11 protein-coding genes and 1 tRNA gene are annotated in these 19,719 nt (G+C 43.6%); 5 read left to right on the forward strand and 7 right to left on the reverse strand.

Annotated features, from left to right (window positions below):
• Nucleotides 1-14: 14 nt before the first annotated feature.
• From VIC_RS16350 to VIC_RS16360, 3 genes are all read right to left on the reverse strand, one after another.
• Complete coding sequence (locus VIC_RS16350) at nt 15-4,760, reverse strand: OmpA family protein (protein ID WP_006961156.1); 4,746 nt, start codon at nt 4,758-4,760, stop codon at nt 15-17.
• A complete protein-coding gene (locus tag VIC_RS16355; protein ID WP_006961157.1) occupies nt 4,757-5,896 on the reverse strand; it encodes a beta-propeller domain-containing protein in 1,140 nt (379 codons plus the stop codon). Before VIC_RS16355 ends, VIC_RS16350 begins: the two co-directional genes overlap by 4 nt.
• Before the next feature lie 71 nt (nt 5,897-5,967).
• A complete protein-coding gene (locus tag VIC_RS16360) occupies nt 5,968-7,713 on the reverse strand; it encodes a hypothetical protein (protein WP_006961158.1) in 1,746 nt (581 codons plus the stop codon).
• A gap of 905 nt (nt 7,714-8,618) precedes the next feature.
• Here VIC_RS16360 and VIC_RS16365 point away from each other — a divergent pair.
• Nucleotides 8,619-9,539: a peptidoglycan DD-metalloendopeptidase family protein gene (locus VIC_RS16365; protein WP_039952230.1), complete on the forward strand. Its 921-nt coding sequence runs from the start codon at nt 8,619-8,621 to the stop codon at nt 9,537-9,539.
• Between the two features lie 109 nt (nt 9,540-9,648).
• On the opposite strand, the gene VIC_RS16370 is transcribed toward VIC_RS16365, so the two are convergent.
• The 4 genes from VIC_RS16370 to VIC_RS16385 all read right to left on the reverse strand — a co-directional run bounded on the left by VIC_RS16370 (nt 9,649) and on the right by VIC_RS16385 (nt 14,083).
• Nucleotides 9,649-9,723, reverse strand: a tRNA-Gly gene (locus VIC_RS16370).
• Between the two features lie 94 nt (nt 9,724-9,817).
• The gene (locus tag VIC_RS16375; protein ID WP_080555940.1) at nt 9,818-11,179 is read right to left on the reverse strand and encodes a transporter substrate-binding domain-containing diguanylate cyclase; all 1,362 of its coding nucleotides are present in this window, start codon (nt 11,177-11,179) and stop codon (nt 9,818-9,820) included.
• 211 nt (nt 11,180-11,390) lie between these two features.
• Complete coding sequence (locus VIC_RS16380; RefSeq protein ID WP_006961161.1) at nt 11,391-13,391, reverse strand: HAMP domain-containing methyl-accepting chemotaxis protein; 2,001 nt, start codon at nt 13,389-13,391, stop codon at nt 11,391-11,393.
• A 152-nt stretch (nt 13,392-13,543) separates the two neighbouring features.
• Nucleotides 13,544-14,083 (reverse strand): DUF3332 domain-containing protein, encoded by a 540-nt coding sequence (locus VIC_RS16385; protein WP_006961162.1) that lies wholly within the window; start codon nt 14,081-14,083, stop codon nt 13,544-13,546.
• A 422-nt stretch (nt 14,084-14,505) separates the two neighbouring features.
• Between VIC_RS16385 and VIC_RS16390 the strand changes: the two genes are divergently transcribed.
• The 4 genes from VIC_RS16390 to VIC_RS16405 all read left to right on the forward strand — a co-directional run bounded on the left by VIC_RS16390 (nt 14,506) and on the right by VIC_RS16405 (nt 19,611).
• Complete coding sequence (locus VIC_RS16390; protein WP_006961163.1) at nt 14,506-15,738, forward strand: L-lactate MFS transporter; 1,233 nt, start codon at nt 14,506-14,508, stop codon at nt 15,736-15,738.
• Nucleotides 15,739-15,801: 63 nt separating this feature from the next.
• Nucleotides 15,802-17,415: a VRR-NUC domain-containing protein gene (locus tag VIC_RS16395; protein WP_039952117.1), complete on the forward strand. Its 1,614-nt coding sequence runs from the start codon at nt 15,802-15,804 to the stop codon at nt 17,413-17,415.
• 112 nt (nt 17,416-17,527) lie between these two features.
• Entirely contained in the window at nt 17,528-18,280 is a 753-nt protein-coding gene (locus VIC_RS16400; protein WP_006961165.1) for a response regulator transcription factor, read from the forward strand.
• On the forward strand, nt 18,277-19,611 hold the full coding sequence (locus VIC_RS16405) for a sensor histidine kinase (protein WP_006961166.1): 1,335 nt from the start codon (nt 18,277-18,279) through the stop codon (nt 19,609-19,611). The genes VIC_RS16400 and VIC_RS16405 overlap by 4 nt, the downstream gene beginning before the upstream one ends.
• Nucleotides 19,612-19,719: the final 108 nt, after the last annotated feature.

Genomic DNA, 19,719 nt, shown 5'->3' on the forward strand with positions numbered 1-19,719 from the left:
CAGCGCACTCTAGGTTAGTTTGAGTTATCTAAAGACTTTTCTAGTGGTTTTGGCGCTAGTACCACTGTCGGTTGTTTCTCAATCCAATCCTTGAGCCATTTCTTCCGCTGAGCTTCATCGTATTTCTTCCATGTTTCTGCGGCCGATTTATCTAAGTCATCAGAAGACAACTCTTTCGTCACCAGCCATGGCATGTTTTCAAAATAATTTCCAGCCAAAGCAGTGTCATCGCGCAAAGAAGGGATAGAAACCACCAAATCTCGGTTTTTATCGTAATCTTCGCCCCCAACTAAGCCGACCTGTTTAAGGTGAGCCACCGATAGCTCTAGGTTGTATTTACCGCCAATGACTTTGCCAAAGGGTCTTAAACCCTTTAGGTTAACCCCTGTTGGAGAGACATATCCAAGCTCAAAACGCATGCAATACACAGCATAGTCCTTACCACGAGAAAGATCGTTATCTGACTCTAGCTTAGTAATAGCTTGGTCTAAAAATCCTTGCATGGTGTTCATATCACTTAATGTATCCACTTTTGCAGAAGCTTTAAATGACCACTTACCCGAAGAGTGTTCAAACCCTCCAACATGGTGCATCTTGGTAAAATAGATTGGACCTTTTACTTTCTTACCATCATTACCATCTAGATCTAACTGCATACACATATTGACCGATTGCCAATCCATTTTGATGCTGTCATATACGTCTTTTTCGTGCTTTTCTCCCAAAAGCAGCATGTATATAGCGGCTGGGTCTTCTTTACCCCGATTACCCCAACTAAATCCATCGCGGTGAATATTGTCGGCTGAATCGTACCACTTTCGCTCATTGAAAAAGTTCAATCCAGAGGCTTGTGTTTCTATAGCAACAACCTGCTGTTTAATTCCGTGAAGCACAGGGATAGTATTCTTACCTCCCTCCTCGCTTCTCAATGTAAAACTTTCAACCAACAAATCTCTCTCGCGCAGTTGGAGATCTTTCTCACCAACACTGGTTTGCAGCAAGACATATTTGCTCTTATTTAGCGCACCAACCTGAATTTCGTTTTCTTCATTTATCGCTTTGCCTTCCTCAAATGCAAGAGGAAGATAAAACGCACTTTTGCCATCTTTCTGTCTTATTGCCAGAGAGTAACGCATATTTTTAAAGCCGCCGGCCTCAACATAGCGAGTAAAGGAATCGGTTTCACCATAGTTATAACTGGCTTTATATGTGCGAGCCTCTGCTGATGCTGCCATACCAATTAGCGCATCGGTTAACAACAATCTTGCTTTTGATGTCATGGGTTTTAGCCCGTCGATCATCACGTCACCAAACCGATAGGAGGGAATGTGTTCTATTGCAATAAGCTCTCCGTCTTCATCCAGTCCTTGGCTAGCGTAATAGGCTTTTATCTCACGATTTTGCTCAAATTCACTGGCCTTCATCGGCAACATCCAATCGCTAAACGCAGGGCCTTGAATATTATAGCCGTCAACCCTGTCGCAACCTATAGTCACGATACATGGCGAATTATACTGTTGTTTCAGTACTACCTGCACTTTGACTTTATCGTATGGTCCAACATACTCATTATCCTCTTGCTTAATCCAATCTTGGTAAGCTACCCACGAAGGCTTATCTTCTGGCGCTTTTCTCGCCGATTGAATCAATATTCGGCAGTAACCGATAGCCTCTTGCTTGAGCTCGTACACCTGCGGGTTAAATGACTTAGCAAAGTTGTCAAACATTGACTCTTCGGGATGATCGTAGAGGACAGTTTGAACAGGAAACACTCGGTTGAATGCACCAGACGCTTTTGGAGTACTGTGTAAGGGCATGTAACTGTATGGATAAAAACCCTCTACTGAATGGCTTCGCCTCGGTAGTGGCATGTACCTGCTCCCTTCGGGCATCTTCTTGACCAGTTCGTCGTAGTACTGAACGTCACAACTGTTTTTCCAGTTGGCGGCAAGCGTTGTTCCTTTAATGGTTTTAACAGACCAATTGTCGCTGAGTATATATTGCTCGATGTATTGCTTAACTTTGTATCGTTCAACCAAGTTTTTAAAACTGACGTCGGAACGGTGCTTAGCTTGCACGCCCAAATCCGCAAGTAGTAATATCAAGCCGTTCATTGCTAGTGCCCTGAGCTGGTAGCGTTTCAACAACTCTTTCTGTGCCTTTTCACTGTCTAGATAAGCAACCAACTCTTTATAACTGTGGCATGTGAACTCTAACTCTATGTTGGTATTTCTCAGCTCAGCCAACAATTCCATATGAATCTTAGACAGACGCTCTAACTCTCGCACCACATCGTGCTTTTTGTTGAGATCAGTTAAAAACGAGTCTAAGAAGGCATTGTCTATCAACTTAACGGCTGACGTCAGCGCATTGCCAGCTTCCTTAGCAAACAAGATACCTCGCGCAACGGGAGCGACGACTGGGATATAAGAGGCGACATCCACTATGCCTTCAAAAATGGCCATGCGTAGCTCGACTTCGGCTTTGTCTTCTTTCGTCATGGCCGTTTCTAGCGCTAACCGAGAGCGTTCCATTGCTTGTGAGCCATAACGGCTAGGGTGAAATAACACATCCAACGATGACATGTAAATTCGAATCTCTACCCGACGGTTTTGGCGAAGATTAGGGTTATTGCGGTCAATGCTCTCGCCTTTTTTCGGTATATAGAGTGGCTTACTCTCACCAAATACAGCCACAGAGATCCTGTCTTTAAACACATCCGAGCTCTCAATCAGTAGCTGCTTAGCATAATTAGCACGGTCCGCAGAAACCTTCATATTCGCTTCTTCGGTATCAACCTGACAGGCGTGGCCTTCAATCTCGACCCTCAAGTTAGATTCACTTTCAAGCACCTCAGCCAAAGCGCTTGCTAGCTGACTAAACAACGGAGCGTTCCGTTCAAGCTCACTTTTGCGAGAATTGAAATTAAACTCAATTTTAATTCCTGCGCCGCGGCTATTATTGACCATAGTAGCTGTGATCTCATCACTCGCTGCTCTGGCTTTTTCGAGTACTTGCTCAATCTTCTCTTGCTGATTTTCTCGGCTGGTATTCCAGACAGGAATTTTATCTAGATAGTCATAAGCGACTTCGCCTATGCCTTGCTTGGCGCTTTTGGCCTTCTTCGCCATCTCAAGAACAGCTTTACCCTTGGTGTATAAGTCAATGCCGCTGTTTATGGTACTAAGCGCATTAATGCCTAACGTTGCTCCACCGCTAAACCAGGCCTGAACCACCCGACCAGCGACCACTTGTTGGTTACCAAGCCTAGATTCCATCACAGATGATACAGCCGTTGCCAATGCGGTTTGACGATCAAATACCTTGTCTTTAAACAGCGCTTTCCAACCGAGGTTTGCTAAGGCGGGATCATGCAAATTACGCAAGTTGTCAAGGGTCTCTTTGGTACTGTATACACCGTAATAGAGCTCCCCTGCGGCCTTCATCGCATCAGGCATATCCGATTTAACCGCATCCCAATACAATTTGGAGACATTATTAAATACCGCCTGTCTTCCGTCCGAGTTTAGGGTTTCTTGTAAACTGCCACTCATTAGCCCCGCGCCAAGTTGAGCAGACGCATCACGGATGTTTTTCAATAGTACTAAACTTCTCGCCGCTGGGGTATTGGCCGACTTTCCTTGCGGGTTACCTGTGAGGTAGTGTTTCATATGGGTAAAGTACTGTGGGTACTGATACATCAGCGACTCTTCGAGTGAAATCATATCACCGCTGACGATGGCAAACTGGCCCAATGGCGTTTGTGGTGAAAAGGTGATTTTTTCACGCAGTTCGTAAGTGTAAATGGTATCGGCACCATCTTCATAACTTTCAACATTTGCTTGTTGAATAAAATCCGGTACTTCGGCTTTCATACTGCTAGGGATAAACTCTACGCGAATACTGTATAAGCCTTGTTCAAACTTAGCCGGATCAAGATGAAATAATGCGCACGGGTATTGCTTAGCATCTTCTTGGTCTATATTTTTTGGTAGAGCGGCTTGCACGCTATCGCCGATTTTTACGTACTCTCCTACTTGTGTGCCTTCCTTCTCTATAATCTGGAACTTATATAAGCTAACCGTTGCATCCTCATACTCTTTGTCTGAGAAAACTACAGCGCAACTGGCCACCACAGGCAAGACAAAGCCTTTAATCGGCTGTTCGGCATCACTGATCTTTTGATACCAGTCATTATAGGTTTGCTGATCCGGCGTTAGCTGGCCGCTAGCGTCAGCTTTATAAGGAGGCGCAAGCTGAGCTGGGCTAATTTCAGTCAGGGTCAGTTTGGCCTCGCTATTATTCAGCTTCTGGCCCAACTGAGTAATTTTCTCGCTGATCTCTTTTGCGCTTAAATCAGCCAGTGAGGCAATCAGTGGCAACGGAGGAAAACGAAAGGTGTGTTCGCGTTTTTCGCTGTTGGCAATATCTGAGCCAAGGATATGAACTGGTGATTCAGGTTTTAGTGCCTCAAATACACCGCTATCATCTGGCTCACCGCTACCTAGCATGCTGAGCTTAAAATCATGGCGAGTCGCCCAAAGTTGGGGATTAGCGCTATCGGTAATATTGATCATTGGCACCCGAGCTAAAGGGCGGACATTAGTAATATCTTGGTTATCGATTAAGCTCGTTTGCGCGTGCCAGTTTGGAAAAGCCTTTTCATTGGTTTTACTATCTACTTCCGCTGTAAAGTACACGCCAAATAAATAATACTCAGCTTCTAATGGAATAACATTAGTTGAGGTAGATTGACTCATAATGTCTCCCCTTTAACAAAGTTACCATTATTAGCAAACGCATTGTAAAGCGATGAGCCCGTTGCACTATGCCCTGTACCTATTTGCTTCCATTTCTGGTAGGTAATTAGCTCCTTATCTTGAGATAACTTACTCATCAGCGCCCTAGCAGCACCTTCGCGAATGTAGTTCGCCTCTTTACCCAGAATCTCAAAATAGCGTAGCTTGCCCATTTCTCGCGGGATAATTTCTTCTGATTGAAAAGTTTTATTTTCCACATCAATTAAATAGCGCTGTTTACGGGTTTCAGCCCATACATATCGACCTTTAGGGCTAATACTTCGCTTACGAAACTCATAGTCTTCAAGATTATCTTTATCAGGATCAACCCCAACCCCAAATAGAAACTTATCTTTGGCTTCATCATACACGGCCACACCAAACTCATTGGCTACCACACGCTTGCCATTATAAATTGTTGAATATTCATTAAACTTAGTATCAACTTGCTGCTTTTCACCCCTACTTAAGGTGTATTTCCAGTCTTTAAATTTATCCACATAATAGAGGTAGCTGCTGTCTTCTGCCCATAAAAACTCGGGGTAGCCGCGCGAGCGGCCAAGCTCAACATACTCACCGGTTTTAAGATCCTTAATCACCTTAAACATGCCTTCTTCAGCGGAATAGGCCAAGGCTAAATAACGGTTATTGGGCGACATACGCATCAAGCGAACCTTACCGTTAAATTCATCGGCCACCAAGCGAAGGTCGGTGCCATCGGTTTTAATGCTCCACACTTTATCGCGTTGCTCATACAAATCATCAGAAGAGTAATTACCATTGTTCCAGCGAAATACCACGCGCGGTAAATCGTAAGACGCCTTGTTATTGAGATCTTCTCGCGGCCATTCTTTGGCTTTAAACACAAAGTAGCGCGGTTTACCGGTTTCTTTATCGTAAGTCACATAATTATGCTCTGTGATATATACTCGGCCATCTTCCCATTGCTGGGCATTTTTTGCCGCAACCTTCTCTTCGACAGTAAGCGGCTTTTGCTCTTTGACCACTTTGGCCTGCTCGCTAGGCTCTGTGTCTTGACCATTGCACCCTGCCAGCAAAGCCAAGGCAAGCAAGGTTAAGATTGAATGCTTTTTCATAGTCTTCTCTTTTTATTCTTAACGCGCGCAGCTTGCTGCCCACATATTATTTATCGACAAGTCAGCGCTTATTAGGGTTTATAGGCTAACAAGTCACTCAATTTTTTATCGCTAAAAATAACGGTTTGATTGTCACGTTGATGACGGCTGTGGCCTAGATAACCTCTTACCAAGTCAACATTTTTTACCTCAGCAGACCAACCTGAAAACTTAATATGTCGAATACCTTTCTCATTAGGCATACAATCTCTTAAGTAAGTGCGCTGACTCCAGTCACCTTTCGTATCTCGTAGCTCAAAATAATCGTCAGACTCATCAACCATGGGGTCGCTCGGATAGGCAAAGATTAACGGACTCAGTGGTCCATTTATGTAAACACCCGCAATTGTTTTCTCCAACTGACTGGCAATCACGGTATATTGGCTAACCTGCTCTGGAGAAACTTTTGGTATCGCTAAGGCCCTTGTAACGCCCTCTCCTGTTTTAAAGCTTTGAGCACTGCTGTAGTACTCCATATCAGTTAGCTCAGTCGCTTGACTTGGGTCAGACTCAAATGCCGTAAGTTGCTCCGGGCTTAGTTGATCCTCACTATAATAGAGCGAGACACTTTGTTGCTCACCAAGTATTTTGTATGGTATCCAGATATGCGGCAAAGCCCGACCACTTGCCTCTCGGTGAGTCTGGCTAGCACCTTTGAATGGACTAAGCATGGTTTCAACTTTCACTACAACATGAGGGTCATAATCAGTCATCACAACTTCAACTTCCTCTTCAGTTAAGTTAAAAACGCGCACTTCTCCGACATCATTGAGTATCCCTTCAGATACTACTTCTCCATTTTGGCGTATTTGAAATGGCTCGTAGGAAAATGGACTGCCCCTCTCCGGGTCAGTAATACGAATATCAGCGTGTCGTTTAGGTTTCGCGCTCTCTGGTTGTGCATTACGGTAATAGTCAATATTGATGTCTGAAAAGTATCCTTTCTCATCAATGGCCAACTCGCGCCATACCTTATCTTTCCAAAGTACGTAAATGTAACCTGACATATGACGAGCAGCAGACTTTTCGGACTTTTCTCCAGTTAGGAAGTAAAGTGGAACCACAGGCACCAACACATTATCCCACTCGTCCATTTCATCACTGGAATCAACTGGCTCAACATTTTCTGCCAGTAGAAGTTTGAGAGGCGTTGCAGAACCACTTAGGGGAATAGCTAGGTATAGGTTTCTTGGCTCTTCTTCTAGGCTTTTAAATACTGAAACGCTGCGGTGATTTTTGCTGGAGTCTTTGCGTGGTTTAGCGATTTTTTCTTTTTGAGTGCCGGTCTCCGACAACATGAGGTAGGCAGCGTTGTTCGGCCACTGGCCCGCAAACTCGACCACAATTTTTTTATCCGGAGAAGGTTCTACGGGAGTGAAACTAAGGTTGCGTGCCAAAGGTACATCGTCAGTGACTGTATCGTAGTTCGCTTTGACGACTTTTTTGGGTTGCTCGGAGGCAAACTCATCGACGCGCATTTTTAACGCAGGGTAAGCCTGAAGCTGTGCATCTGAAAGCGGGGTTCGACGTGCAAAAGAGGATAACGCGACCCACTCTACACGAACAAGGCGCTGTTTGATGTTAGATAGTAGGCTGTGGATGTCTTTTTTAGCCGACTGGGGGATAGTATCAGACAAAGGCTTTGGTAGCTGTCTGAGCACATCCTGAAGATTGCGCGTACGCGAGAGCTGCCCGATGCATTCATCTGGCGACAGTATGTAGTCTAACACGTCCCTAGAAACTGCGTTTCCTGGAACAAATTTGCAAACTAATTGCATTTTAGTTCTCCACAACCATTGATGTCCTTTGATTGCGGTAACAAGCAAACCCCTAAGGGTTTATATAACGATTTGGCGAAAGGCCATTCTACGTATAAATCTAATAATTGCAACCCATACAAAAGACACATTATTTACATAAAGCTCAATTAAATTTTCACTACATCTGTTTTTTAAATAAAAAAAAGACGCGATTAATAATCACGTCATTGTATCAAACAATAATTTAAGATACGAAACAGATAGTATGTACCACCTGTGCAGGATAGCACCCTCTGGGTGCAGCGCTACTATACAAAGTCTTTGAGACAATGCAACGTGGCAATATTCAGGTCATATATTTCAATTTAACAGCAATAATCGATTTCGATGATAGTTAAATAAAACGACAAATGAAAAAAAAGAACGTTTCAATATTCATTCTGCTCATTTCTACATCATATTTAATTTAAATTACTTTCTTTTTTTTACGAAAACTTCAAAAACCTTCCCATTTTAGACGTTATAGCAACCCAAATTATCCTTTCTAATCAAAAAAACAACTAGATAGAAAGCAACAACCGCGACTGGCCAACAAAGCGAGACTGGGACAAGGCCTGACTACTCACATATCCAATACTGACGTCTCATTTTCTACAAAATGCATTTAACCTTTAACTTAAATTAAGCGACAGATAGAAAGGCAATACAGTCAAAAAAACTACCGCATCTTTCTTAATTACCTTCTGTTACTTAAATAATCATTGGAATAGGTAATCGAGTCCTGTTATTTTTTATTGTAAATACTATTTATCGAAAAAATTTATCTAGATTTTGTCTGGTAAAACTCTATCATTGAACCAAAATCTCAAATAACTATTAAAATGCATTCAACGTCTATTCCCCAAAAAAGTTATCGAGACTATTTGTCTTTTTGGTATCTAGCCCTTATTCCATTGAGCTTGTGCGCACTAGTCGAAATATCACCCTTAAACGACACATCTACTAGATATTCAAACGAAACAAACATCAACAAAGTTAATAACACCGAAAACAAAAGAGAAATTGCGCCAAAAACACCAATAACAAAAGACAAATTTATTAGCAGCGACGTTGGGTATTCATTTTATGGTACGGCGCTGAGTTTAGGCATTGCCCCAGATACGATTCAAGACCTTGCGTCCCTTTCGGCGGGTAAATTTGATTTCATCAACTCAGTATCTGGTTCAGGACAATTTGCATTCAAACTCAACGAGAAAGATCAGCTCGTTGCTTTCTTGTATCACGATAAGTTACACACGTATTATGTCTATAGTACAAAGGCGGGTACATTATTCAGTACTGATGGAGAGCGTTTTTACAAAGATAAGCTGCTCCTTTCTCCTGTATCGCGTCGCTTCAGAATCAGCTCGCAGTTTAGTCACTCTCGACTACACCCTGTGACTCGTACGATGGCCCCTCATCTTGGAACGGATTACGCCGTGCCAGTTGGTACGCCTGTTGTTAGTATTTCATCCGGTGAAGTCATCGCCTCTCGATACCACCCGATAGCTGGAAACTACCTTGTTATTCAACACCCAGGTGGATTGAAGACACGCTATCTTCACCTTTCTAAGCGCTATGTGAGAAAAGGAGATATTGTCTTACAAGGCGAAACAGTCGGTACAAGTGGCAATACAGGACGAACAACAGGGCCACACCTTCATTTTGAACTGTGGAAAAACGGTCGGCCAATTGATTTTGAGAAGAAGCGCGCATTTGCCGAAAAAGTAGCGGTTCAGCTCGTGTCATCTCAATCTCAGGAAGCTCAAAAAGCTTACTTACAGCTAAGTCAGCAGATAAACTAACGACATCTCGGTTAACGTGCGTAAGAAAAATTACGTGCGTTAGCTTCTAAGATAGCTAATTAGCAATATTTGCTGCTGAAAGTTTAAGGGGAGTTTTTATATGAAGAGTTGGAGCGTGCAGCGGGAATCGAACCCGCATCATCAGCTTGGAAGGCTGAGGTAATAGCCATTATACGATGCACGCATCATCGTGAAGACCCATTCAATATGCCACATCAGCCTGAAAAGAAAAGTCTTTTTTTAGTTTTCAGGTTTAAGTGCTGACTTTATGTTCAAACTTATTCATAGTTGACGGCTTTTTGTTCGCTAAGTTCTTCTAGTATGATTTGTTGAATGACCGCCCTATCTTTTCCGAGTGATTTTGCTTGATACATTAAGTGGTCAGCATCCGACAACGTAATGTTGAATGACGTTAATGGGTAATAAGCGCAGCCTAAGCTGACCGAGATCGCCTTATCTTCAATGACAACGCTCCTCACTGAGTGACAAACTTTATGCGCTATTGTTGTCACCTGGCCTAACGAATGCCCACTGACAACAAGCGCAAACTCTTCACCGCCGATACGGCCAAACAAATGATCTTTCTTAATCACAGTTCTTACCGCATCCGCTACCTGACGAATCACTGTATCTCCAACTTCATGACCAAAGTTGTCGTTAATCACCTTGAAGTCGTCTATATCAAAAATCATAACGGCAATCGATTCTGGCACTACAAGCCTTTGCTGGAACTCTTCAACAAAATGGCGACGATTGCTTAGCTCTGTTAAAGGATCGGTCTCAGAGAGGACTCTCAGTTCCTGATTCGCTTTCGCCAGCTCCCGAGTTTTCGCGTTAACAGAAAAGCGCAGGATAAAGATGTAAGCAACGCCAGCCAGCAAAATCATCAGTATGGCCAACGGCAATAGGTAGTCTGGGTAGACAGTATTGATATACATCCAACGACCGAGAATTCTTTGTTTATCTTCATTGCTGATCAGTTTAAGGCCATGAGACAAGTGATTTTGAAGCGCAAGGTTGCCTTCAGAGACCGCAGGCCGCAAGTTTCCTGAGTAGAGGTGTCTTATCCCGATAAACTTATTCAATCCCTTAGTGGTATGAAGGTAGAAGTTTGCAACTTGCAAGTCAGCTACAAATGCGTCGATTTCGCCCGCAAAAGCTGCGTCGATCATACGTTCATTATTACGAAAAGAAATGATATTGAGATTAGGAAAATGGAGACGAGTAAATTCTTCTTCGTAGGCACCTTTCACTACACCAACGAGATGATCATGCTCCCCGCGTAGAAATAGACTCACATCAGAGCCCATCAACCGGCTGCTGATATAGAGTTGCGTATCAATGGACATAATAGGCGCATTGTAGTCTAAGAAGGACTCACGCGTTTCGGACCAAAGCAAGCCTGAGTGCACGTCAGCCCTTCCTGAACGAACAGCCTCTAAAGAGTCGTTCCAATCTAGCAATAAGAATTCAATGTTCTGGTTATTTTTGAGGCCGTATTCATTCCAATAATCCACCAGAATACCCGCAGGTTCTCCCTCTTCGTTGATATAAGAGAAAGGTTTCCATGCCTTAGAGTTAGTGACAATCAGGGTCTGTTTATTGGAAGCACTGGCAAAACTCGTCAAGAAGAGCAACATACACATTGTTGCAAATACACGTAACACAACTAACCTCAAAGAATAAAACGAGCTCAAACAACGGAGGTTGCTTGAGCTCAATTGCTATACACTTTATTGCATTGAGATTATGTATAGAATACCTGTCTCACATCTGCTTATTTTATAAATTTATATTTGAAGCAGATCTCATATATTTATCTTTCTATCATTAAATCGATGTTATACATGCTTATTCTGTTCGGAAATGCCTCATCTCTTCGTTCAACTCTTCAACCTGATGGCGCACCTGCTCAGAGATCTGTGATGACGAACTGGAGATATCAGCAACCTCCTCTACTCGGCTAGTGACATCAGACATTAAACTGTGTATTTCCTGAGTTGCCAGAGATTGGCTCTCTGCAGAGTGAAGTAGATCTTTCATTTGAGAATCTAGGCTCTCGATTTGATCTGTTGTGGCGCTTAGTGTTCCGTGCGCCTGCTTGGTATGCGCAGCTCCTTCTTCTGCTAACACTTTACTCTTGTCGATTTCAGATACCACAGCTGCCGTCGAAGATTGTATCGCATTCACAATGTTGTTGATCTCGGTAGTGGACTCAGTAGTCCTTGTCGCAAGCAGGCGCACTTCATCAGCCACCACAGCAAAGCCTCGACCATATTCGCCTGCCCTCGCCGCTTCAATCGCTGCATTAAGTGCAAGCAAGTTAGTTTGCTCAGCTAGACCTTCGATCACTTCCGTAACACGGCCTATCGCTTCACTCTCTTTACTCAGCTCAGTAACCTGCTGGCTCGCACTTTCAATCGTGTTGTGTAGAGAGGTCACGGTCTGCATGTTCTGCTCAAGAGCTTGAGAACCGATTTCGATTTGGCTCTTTGATTCAGCAAGATTGCTAGCAGACAGCTTGGCTTGGTTGGCGGTTTCATCGGCAGACAAGCTAACCTCAGAAAGCTGCTGACCGACAAGCGTCATCGTCGACATTTGACTATCGACTTTATTCGATGTGTTGTTATTTGCATCGAGAAGTGACGTCATACTGTCCCCAACAGTACGTGCTTTCGAACTAACGCCACGCACAATATCTAACAGCGCGACATTCATCTTGTTGATTGAGTTGGTCAGGCTGGCTAGCTCGTCGCTACCTTCTACGCTGAGTGCTGGTTGAGACACATCGCCTGCGGCAATCAATTGGGCACGTTTTGACACCACTTTTATGCGTCGGCCAATGTTCCTACCCATATAAGTTGAGATGGTTAACGACGCTAATAGGAAAATAATTGAGGAGACAACAAGCAAAGACACGACACTGCTTAGCGAGCTAAAGATTCCCTGGCCACTGATGTCAGCTTGCTGCTGTTGCTTACGAATCAGGTTTTCTAAGCTTGTATTGAGAGTATCGACGGCAGGTACCAGCTCCTTAGCCATTTTCTCATTTACCAGATTCCAGCTACTCGCCGTTCTTAGCGCAACGACCTGATCGGCAAGTGGAAAATAAAGCTGCTGCATTTCTTTAAACAGATCCCATAAGCCTTGATCGCTATCGCTCATCAGGCTGACTTTGGAATCGATCTCAGCAACGTACTTACCGTGGGATTTCAGAAAGTCCTGATACTTACTGAGGTGCTCCTCTTTACCATATAGAAGAAAGTCACGCATTGAAGAGAGTGCATTAGCAAGAGATGTGTAACTGTCTGCATATAGACGGAATAAGCGCTTTCTCTCGCCCCCCTCTTTATTACCCGCTTCGTCATTGATGAGGCCTTGGAGCTGATCCAATGCCACCTCTGCAATTGGGGCGGCTTCATTGATAAATAAGGAGTGGGCCGGAAGGTTCTCATCTGAATGACTGGTTTCAGAGATCTCGTTAACCAACCCTTTGACGGATTCCCATTGGCCTAAGACTTGTTGGTAAGCCGATTCATCCAATAGGCTTTCTAACTTGGGTAACGCTTCATCGGTCGAAGTGATAACGCTATTAAGCTGCTCCAACTGCGCGGCACCAACAGCTTCATCACCACCTAAAAGCATATAAGCTCTGAGGGTAGAAACGGTCGCCTGAAGCGACTGTTGTAATGAACGGCCCGTATCTACAGTTGGCAGATCGGACTCTAATAGAGATTTTGTATGCTCTTCTACAGTATTGACACTGCGGAATATAAATAGAGCGGCAACGATAAAAAGTACTGCAAGCGACAGAAAACTCAGCTGTAACTTCCCTGATATCGTGAGTTTCATCCTAATAACTCCTGTTTAAATAACCTCCTAACTATAGCGTTTTGCTTATTATTGTTAAATATAAGTTAACTATTTTTATAAACTTTTGATTGATAGCTCAGTTAATCAGCCCCCGATAACTCAGGGGCAACGCTTACTTCTGCTAAGCTGTTTTAGATATTTGCAGACGCAATGTAATCCGTCAGCTCTTGATTCGATACCGTGGTGATGTATTGGTCATCCAAGTAGAAAGCCATATCATTTTGCTCTTTCTTACCACTTAAAACCTGTTTAGTGCCATCAAGATAGGTTATTTCCATTTGTAGCGTCGTTTCGTCAAGCTGTTCCATAGTTGCACTTTCAATCTCGGTGTTGTTGCTCAATGGTACATCTTTTAGAGAGCTGTCTAGCTTGTCGTTGACCTTGATGTAGTTCTTTGTTGGCGTATCAACAACAGCTGGAGACTTACCTGTAATTGGGTTTGTCCCCGTCCAAAACTCAACTGCATTGAAGATAAACAAGTCCGCAATACCAGCAATACCGTAGACAGGAGACAGTAAGACAAACATACCTTCGCGGGCATAACGGTTATCGACTGTCTCTAGGTTGAACTTCGTCACCATTCCTGTAGTCGCCATCTGCCCCATACAACCAGTTAAAGAGGTCAGGCCAAGGCCAGCAATTATTGCCAGTTTTAATGTATTTTTTCTCATTTTTTCCACCACTCAAATTAAGACGACGCGCATGCTACTCCCGCTATATACCCTTGCCTAGAGTCAAAATTTTGAATTGACGAAATACTGACTAAGTCATTTTTTAAGCAAAGCCTAATAATGCATTAAATTGAGCAGAATCCTCGGTTTACGGCATCAGTATTTTCCGGCTTTGCAGCGTGTCAATATCAGACTTTGCTTATTTTCTTAAACCCCAAAACAAGACACATAAAAACAACAATAAAAACATCAAATTAACAAACACAATTAATTTTAAAATACCCCTAAAAAGAGATTCCAATCACATATAGATTGGTTATAATTCGCGCCCATTACGTTTTGTGTTGATAAACGCAAACTTAATTTGAAGAAATAGACTGTTAACCAGACCTCTTTTATCAGAGGTGAACTTGAGAAGAAAAATGAGCAAGATTGATAAAGCTACACGTATCCTGCTGGCGGGATTCTGTATCAACCTTTGTCTTGGCATCCTGTATGCTTGGAGCGTGTTTAACAAAGCACTTGTGACTGAATCTGGCTGGAGTGCAGCAGAAGCTTCTTCACCATACGCAATAGCAACAATCACCTTCTCTGTTTGTCTTCTTGTTGCTGGTATCCTTCAGGATCGTATGGGCCCACGTAAAATTCTGATTCTGGGCACAATGCTGACTGGCTTAGGTATGATTGCCTCAGGTTTCGCAACCACTCCACTAATGCTGAACATTACATTTGGTGTGATTACAGGTGCCGGCATCGGTTTTGGATATGCTTGTCTTTCTCCTTCTGCAATGAAGTGGTTCCATTCTTCCAAGAAAGGCATGGTCAACGGTCTTATTGCAGCTGGTTTTGGTCTAGCCGCTATTTACCTTGCACCAGTGACTTCCGCTCTAATTGACAGCATGGGTATTCAAACCAGCTTTATGGTTCTTGGTGCTGGCGTATTGGCCATTGCCGTGCCTCTTGCAGCAACTATTAACAACCCACCAGCGGGTTACACTCCTGCTGAACCAGCAGTAAAAGCAGGTCAAGCACCGAAAGCCGCTAAGAAAACAGAAGATCTGACGTGGAAATCAATGCTTAAAACACCTCAGTTCTATTCACTATGGATCATGTACGCCTTTGCAGCGTCGGTTGGTCTTATGATCATTGGTAACATCACTACCATTGCTAGCGTTCAGGCTAATCTACCTAATGCGGTTTACCTAGCGTCTATCCTAGCGATATTCAACTCTGGTGGTCGTGTGGCTGCAGGCATGCTAGCTGATAAGATTGGCGGCGTACGTACACTGCTATTAGCCTTTGTCCTTCAAGGCATCAACATGGTTCTGTTCGCTACGTTTAAAACCGAATTTACACTGATAATCGGTACGGCTATCGCAGCTATCGGTTACGGTACTTTGCTTGCTGTATTCCCGACTCTAACCGCAGAGTTCTACGGCTTGAAGAACTACGGCACTAACTATGGCGTTCTCTATACGTCATGGGGTATTGGTGGCGCAATTGGTGCTGCAGTTGTTGGATTCTCAATGACAAACGGTGAAGGCTACAGTCTCGCTTACACTATTTCAGCCGTAATGATGGCGGTGTGTATCGTTCTTGCCTTCATTACCAAACCAATTAGCGAAGCAAAAGTGGCTCAGCTTAAAAACGCTTAACGCTTTGAAAACCTCTTCGAAAGGCTTAACCTTGTGGTTAGGCCTTTTTTGTATCTATTAACCATGTCTGAACCTGTCGTCTTACCCTCAGATTACTACCTGAGCAACTTCTTGAAACTGACACGTCATGCTCAAGAAATGTATCCAGATCTGTTGTCTGAATTGGAGCACAAGTGGCTGCAACATTTCTCTCAGTTATCTACTCCGGCAAAGTGCTTGTTAGTGAGATTGCTTTCTCGCAAAGGGGAATGGTTTCGAAGCGATAAGCTGAACTATGAAGAGATCCCTGAAAAAGATGTCGCATTAGATGAGCTCAATGCGCTGAGCTTCATCTCGCTCAACCCTGAAATCTCCAACCCAGATTTAGCCGCCAAGCTTCTGACAAAACCGGAAATGGTTAACCTCTTTAGAGTAACCAACAAACAGGCGAAAAAGGACACAATTGTAAGTCAGCTAGAAGAGAGCCCATTCTCACAATACGGCACTTTGCCCTTCACCATCGTTAAGCTTGAATCACCGCAAGTGTTAGATGTTCTACTCGCGCTCTTCTTTGCTAATACTCATCAGGATTTAAGCCAGTTTGTATTAGACGATCTTGGCTTGCATCAATTTGAGAACTATCAACTCAGCGAACAATGCCGTTTCTTTTCTTCACGTGATGAGCTAGATCAACTGCTTTCATTATCGTTATTGCAGCAAAGTTATCATGACGCTGATCGAAAATGCGTAAATACAATACTCCTCCACCTTGAGCAACTTACCCATCCTATTGACCACAACTACATAGAGCGTAAACGCCAACACCTGATCAATGACATGGCGCGTGACTTAGAAAGATTGCAAGAGTTCGAACTCTCGACTTTCTGGTTCGAAAAAACAGTATTACCACCTTCACGAGAACGCCGAGCTCGCATGTATGACAAACAAAGCGATATAAATGCCATGAGTGACATTGTCACTTCAATATTAAGTTCCCCATATGATACGTCAGAACAAGAAGTGGGTGTGAAATTGCAACAACGCTTGGAGCGTCTCAAAGGTATAAAACTCCCGAGAGTAAAAAAAACTAATATAGAGGAACACCACCTTGCACTTGATTTGTCACAGCAACGCGTCGAGTTGGTGGTCAAAGATTATTTTGAGCAACAAGGTTATGACGTCTATTACTCAGAAAATATTCTGTTAAATGGATTGTTTGGCTTAGCATTTTGGGAAGTCATTTTCAGCCCTGTAGAAGGCGCTTTTATCAACCGATATCAATATCGCCCTTTGGATCTCTATCATCACGACTTTGCTTCCAAACGTCAGTCAATGATAGATGATGTTTTCACTCGACTAGAAGAAGACGGTAGCCAGCATCTGAAGCAAATTTATCTGGAAAAAGTAGGGCTCAGTAATCCATTTGTTGTCTGGAATGCTTTCACTCCAGAACTGTTAGACCGTGCGCTACACAGCATCTCCCCCGAGTTACTGTGCCAGCTGTTTAAGGTCATGCTACAAGAGCTCAAATTATTCCGAAGTGGTATGCCTGATCTGATTCTCTTTAAAGACGACCGTTTCGAATGGGTTGAAGTTAAAGGCCCCGGAGATCGTTTGCAGGATAACCAGTGGCGCTGGTTCCATGAGTTCATCAAACTGAAAGTGCCGTTTTCGGTTTGCTATGTAGCCAACTCATAACTAAATACGATTGATAATGCCCAAACCAATAAGCTCACCCATTTATTGGCATTGAAAGTTCAACCTCTTTTATTGATAATAACAATTATTATCAATAAAAGAGGTGTGTTCCATGTTTGAAGGTGGAGGAAGATTATCATTTAACGATCATAAATCTTATGGCCAAATACTGTCAGGCAATGAGCCATCAATACTATTGGTTGAAGACGATAGACATCTGAATCAGCAACTCACCTCTCTTCTTCAAGACAGTCGATACCAGGTTACCAATCTGGATTGTGGTGCCGAAGCATTGAATTGCCTAAAGCAATCCAACTTTGACCTAATCATTCTTGACATTAACCTGCCAGAGGTCGACGGCTTTGGTTTGTTGAACTTTATCCGCTTTCATTCAAATACACCGGTCATCATGCTGACCGCATACGGCGCAGAAGAACACCGCATACGTGGGCTGCGTTATGGCGCGGATGACTACATCAGCAAACCATGTAACTTTACTGAGGTGAGTTTACGGATCGAAGCGATTTTGCGCCGAACTGGTCACAATCAAGCATCGAGCTCTAACCGTTATCAAGAATATAAAGAACTCAAGCTTGATAAGAACGAACTGACTGTAACCGTCAACGAGTCCGCTCCCATCACCCTCACACCAATTCAGTTTAAATTGCTCTGGACACTTGTAGCCAACCACGGCGCAGTACAAAGCAAACCGTTTTTGTACCAGGTTGTACTAGAACGCGACTTTAGCTCATACGACAGAAGCTTAGACATGCATTTAAGTCGAGTGAGAAAAAGCTTAGTCGCTTTGGGTATGAGCTCAGAACGAATTCAGACCGTTCACGGCAAAGGTTATTTATTACGATGAAAAAGTTACTTTTCTGGCGACTGTTTGTCGTACTCTCATTGGGAGGAGTGATCTTTTTCTCCCTACTCCATAGCGTCGCTCTACTCTCCAATGAAAAGATGAGTTACATCGATAAAAACCATCAGCAAGAAATTCTCGCTTGGGGTGAGCACGTTCAGTCGCAGCTCGGGCAAGGGAAATATGATGAAATGAATCAGTGGGTAAATCAGCTAGCGTTGCGAGAGGAAACGTGGGCAACGGTGGTACGTTCCAATGTCTCCGTTGTCAGCGGTAACCCTCTCAATAAGCGATTTTGGGATGGTTATGGCATAGGTAGAAACGTCGAGTGGAAGATTCACCTTTATTTTCCTGAGAACCCGATAATGGAAGTCGCTCTTACTCCTTCTGATTATCACTTCTTGGTTAAATTGCCTGCTCGTATGCGCCCCGGAACCTACATGTCGCACGCATTCTGGACTTTCCGAGTCGTCATTCCGTTCTTAGCTCTATTGGCGCTAACTATCTACCTTTATCGCTACGTCATGACACCATTACAGCACTTTCACCGTACAGCCAAAGAATTTAGCCAAGGTAACTATAGCGCTCGAGTCTCACATCACATGACACTGGGTAATGACGAGTTAAGCCAGATTGCTCGAACGTTTGACATGATGGCCGAGCGCACAGCTAGTGTGATTAACCATAATCGCAATCTGATAGCAGATATGTCTCATGAAATTCGAACACCGCTCGCTAGAGTTGAAATGGCGACGGATTGCGTCGAAAAGCAGATAGATACTGAAGAAATGGTCAGTCGAATTAGATCTGAAGTTCAGGCTATCCGGGTTATGGCAGAAGATACGCTGACACTCGCGTGGCTAGAGAACGAACGACCAGACTTAAGAGACGAAGCCTTTGATCTGACTGAGCTGGTGGAAGCCATCGTTGAAGATGCGCAATTTGAGTATCCCGATCGTCAGATTGCCATAGATCTCCCTTCGCAGCTTCCGCTCTCCCACTCTAATCAAAGGGCCCTATCTCAAGCAATAGAGAACATCGTCCGAAACGGGCTGAGATATACGCCGCAGGGAGAAACCCTCACCATTAAAGCTTCATTTGATGAAGACAATGTCACGCTGACCATATCCGATGCTGGTCCGGGTATAGACGCTTCTTTAACTAAACGTATATTCCAGCCCTTCTTTAAAGCTGATAACCAGGTTGGTTCACGTAAAGGTTTTGGCGTTGGCCTTGCGTTGGCCAAAAGACACATACAAGCCGTAAACGGTTCAATAAGTGCAAAAAATCGCAGAGAAAGAGGGCTTGATATGGTAATCAACCTACCTACTTAAATATCTCATACAGGAGGCGACGTGCATTCCGTTGCCTTTTGTTTTCTCTAGATATCACCTCAAGATGTAACAGTTGTAAAAGTCATTTACTCACCCTATACGAGACGA

The organism is Vibrio coralliilyticus ATCC BAA-450, from assembly GCF_000176135.1.
GTDB classification, from domain to species: domain Bacteria; phylum Pseudomonadota; class Gammaproteobacteria; order Enterobacterales; family Vibrionaceae; genus Vibrio; species Vibrio coralliilyticus.

Coding starts and splice junctions, on each gene's coding strand:
- VIC_RS16350 (WP_006961156.1), bottom strand. CDS start 4,760: ATGAGTCAATCTACCTCAACTAATGTTATTCCATTAGAAGCTGAGTAT.
- VIC_RS16355 (WP_006961157.1), bottom strand. CDS start 5,896: ATGAAAAAGCATTCAATCTTAACCTTGCTTGCCTTGGCTTTGCTGGCA.
- VIC_RS16360 (WP_006961158.1), bottom strand. CDS start 7,713: ATGCAATTAGTTTGCAAATTTGTTCCAGGAAACGCAGTTTCTAGGGAC.
- VIC_RS16375 (WP_080555940.1), bottom strand. CDS start 11,179: ATGTTGCTCTTCTTGACGAGTTTTGCCAGTGCTTCCAATAAACAGACC.
- VIC_RS16380 (WP_006961161.1), bottom strand. CDS start 13,391: ATGAAACTCACGATATCAGGGAAGTTACAGCTGAGTTTTCTGTCGCTT.
- VIC_RS16385 (WP_006961162.1), bottom strand. CDS start 14,083: ATGAGAAAAAATACATTAAAACTGGCAATAATTGCTGGCCTTGGCCTG.
- VIC_RS16390 (WP_006961163.1), top strand. CDS start 14,506: ATGAGCAAGATTGATAAAGCTACACGTATCCTGCTGGCGGGATTCTGT.
- VIC_RS16395 (WP_039952117.1), top strand. CDS start 15,802: ATGTCTGAACCTGTCGTCTTACCCTCAGATTACTACCTGAGCAACTTC.
- VIC_RS16400 (WP_006961165.1), top strand. CDS start 17,528: ATGTTTGAAGGTGGAGGAAGATTATCATTTAACGATCATAAATCTTAT.
- VIC_RS16405 (WP_006961166.1), top strand. CDS start 18,277: ATGAAAAAGTTACTTTTCTGGCGACTGTTTGTCGTACTCTCATTGGGA.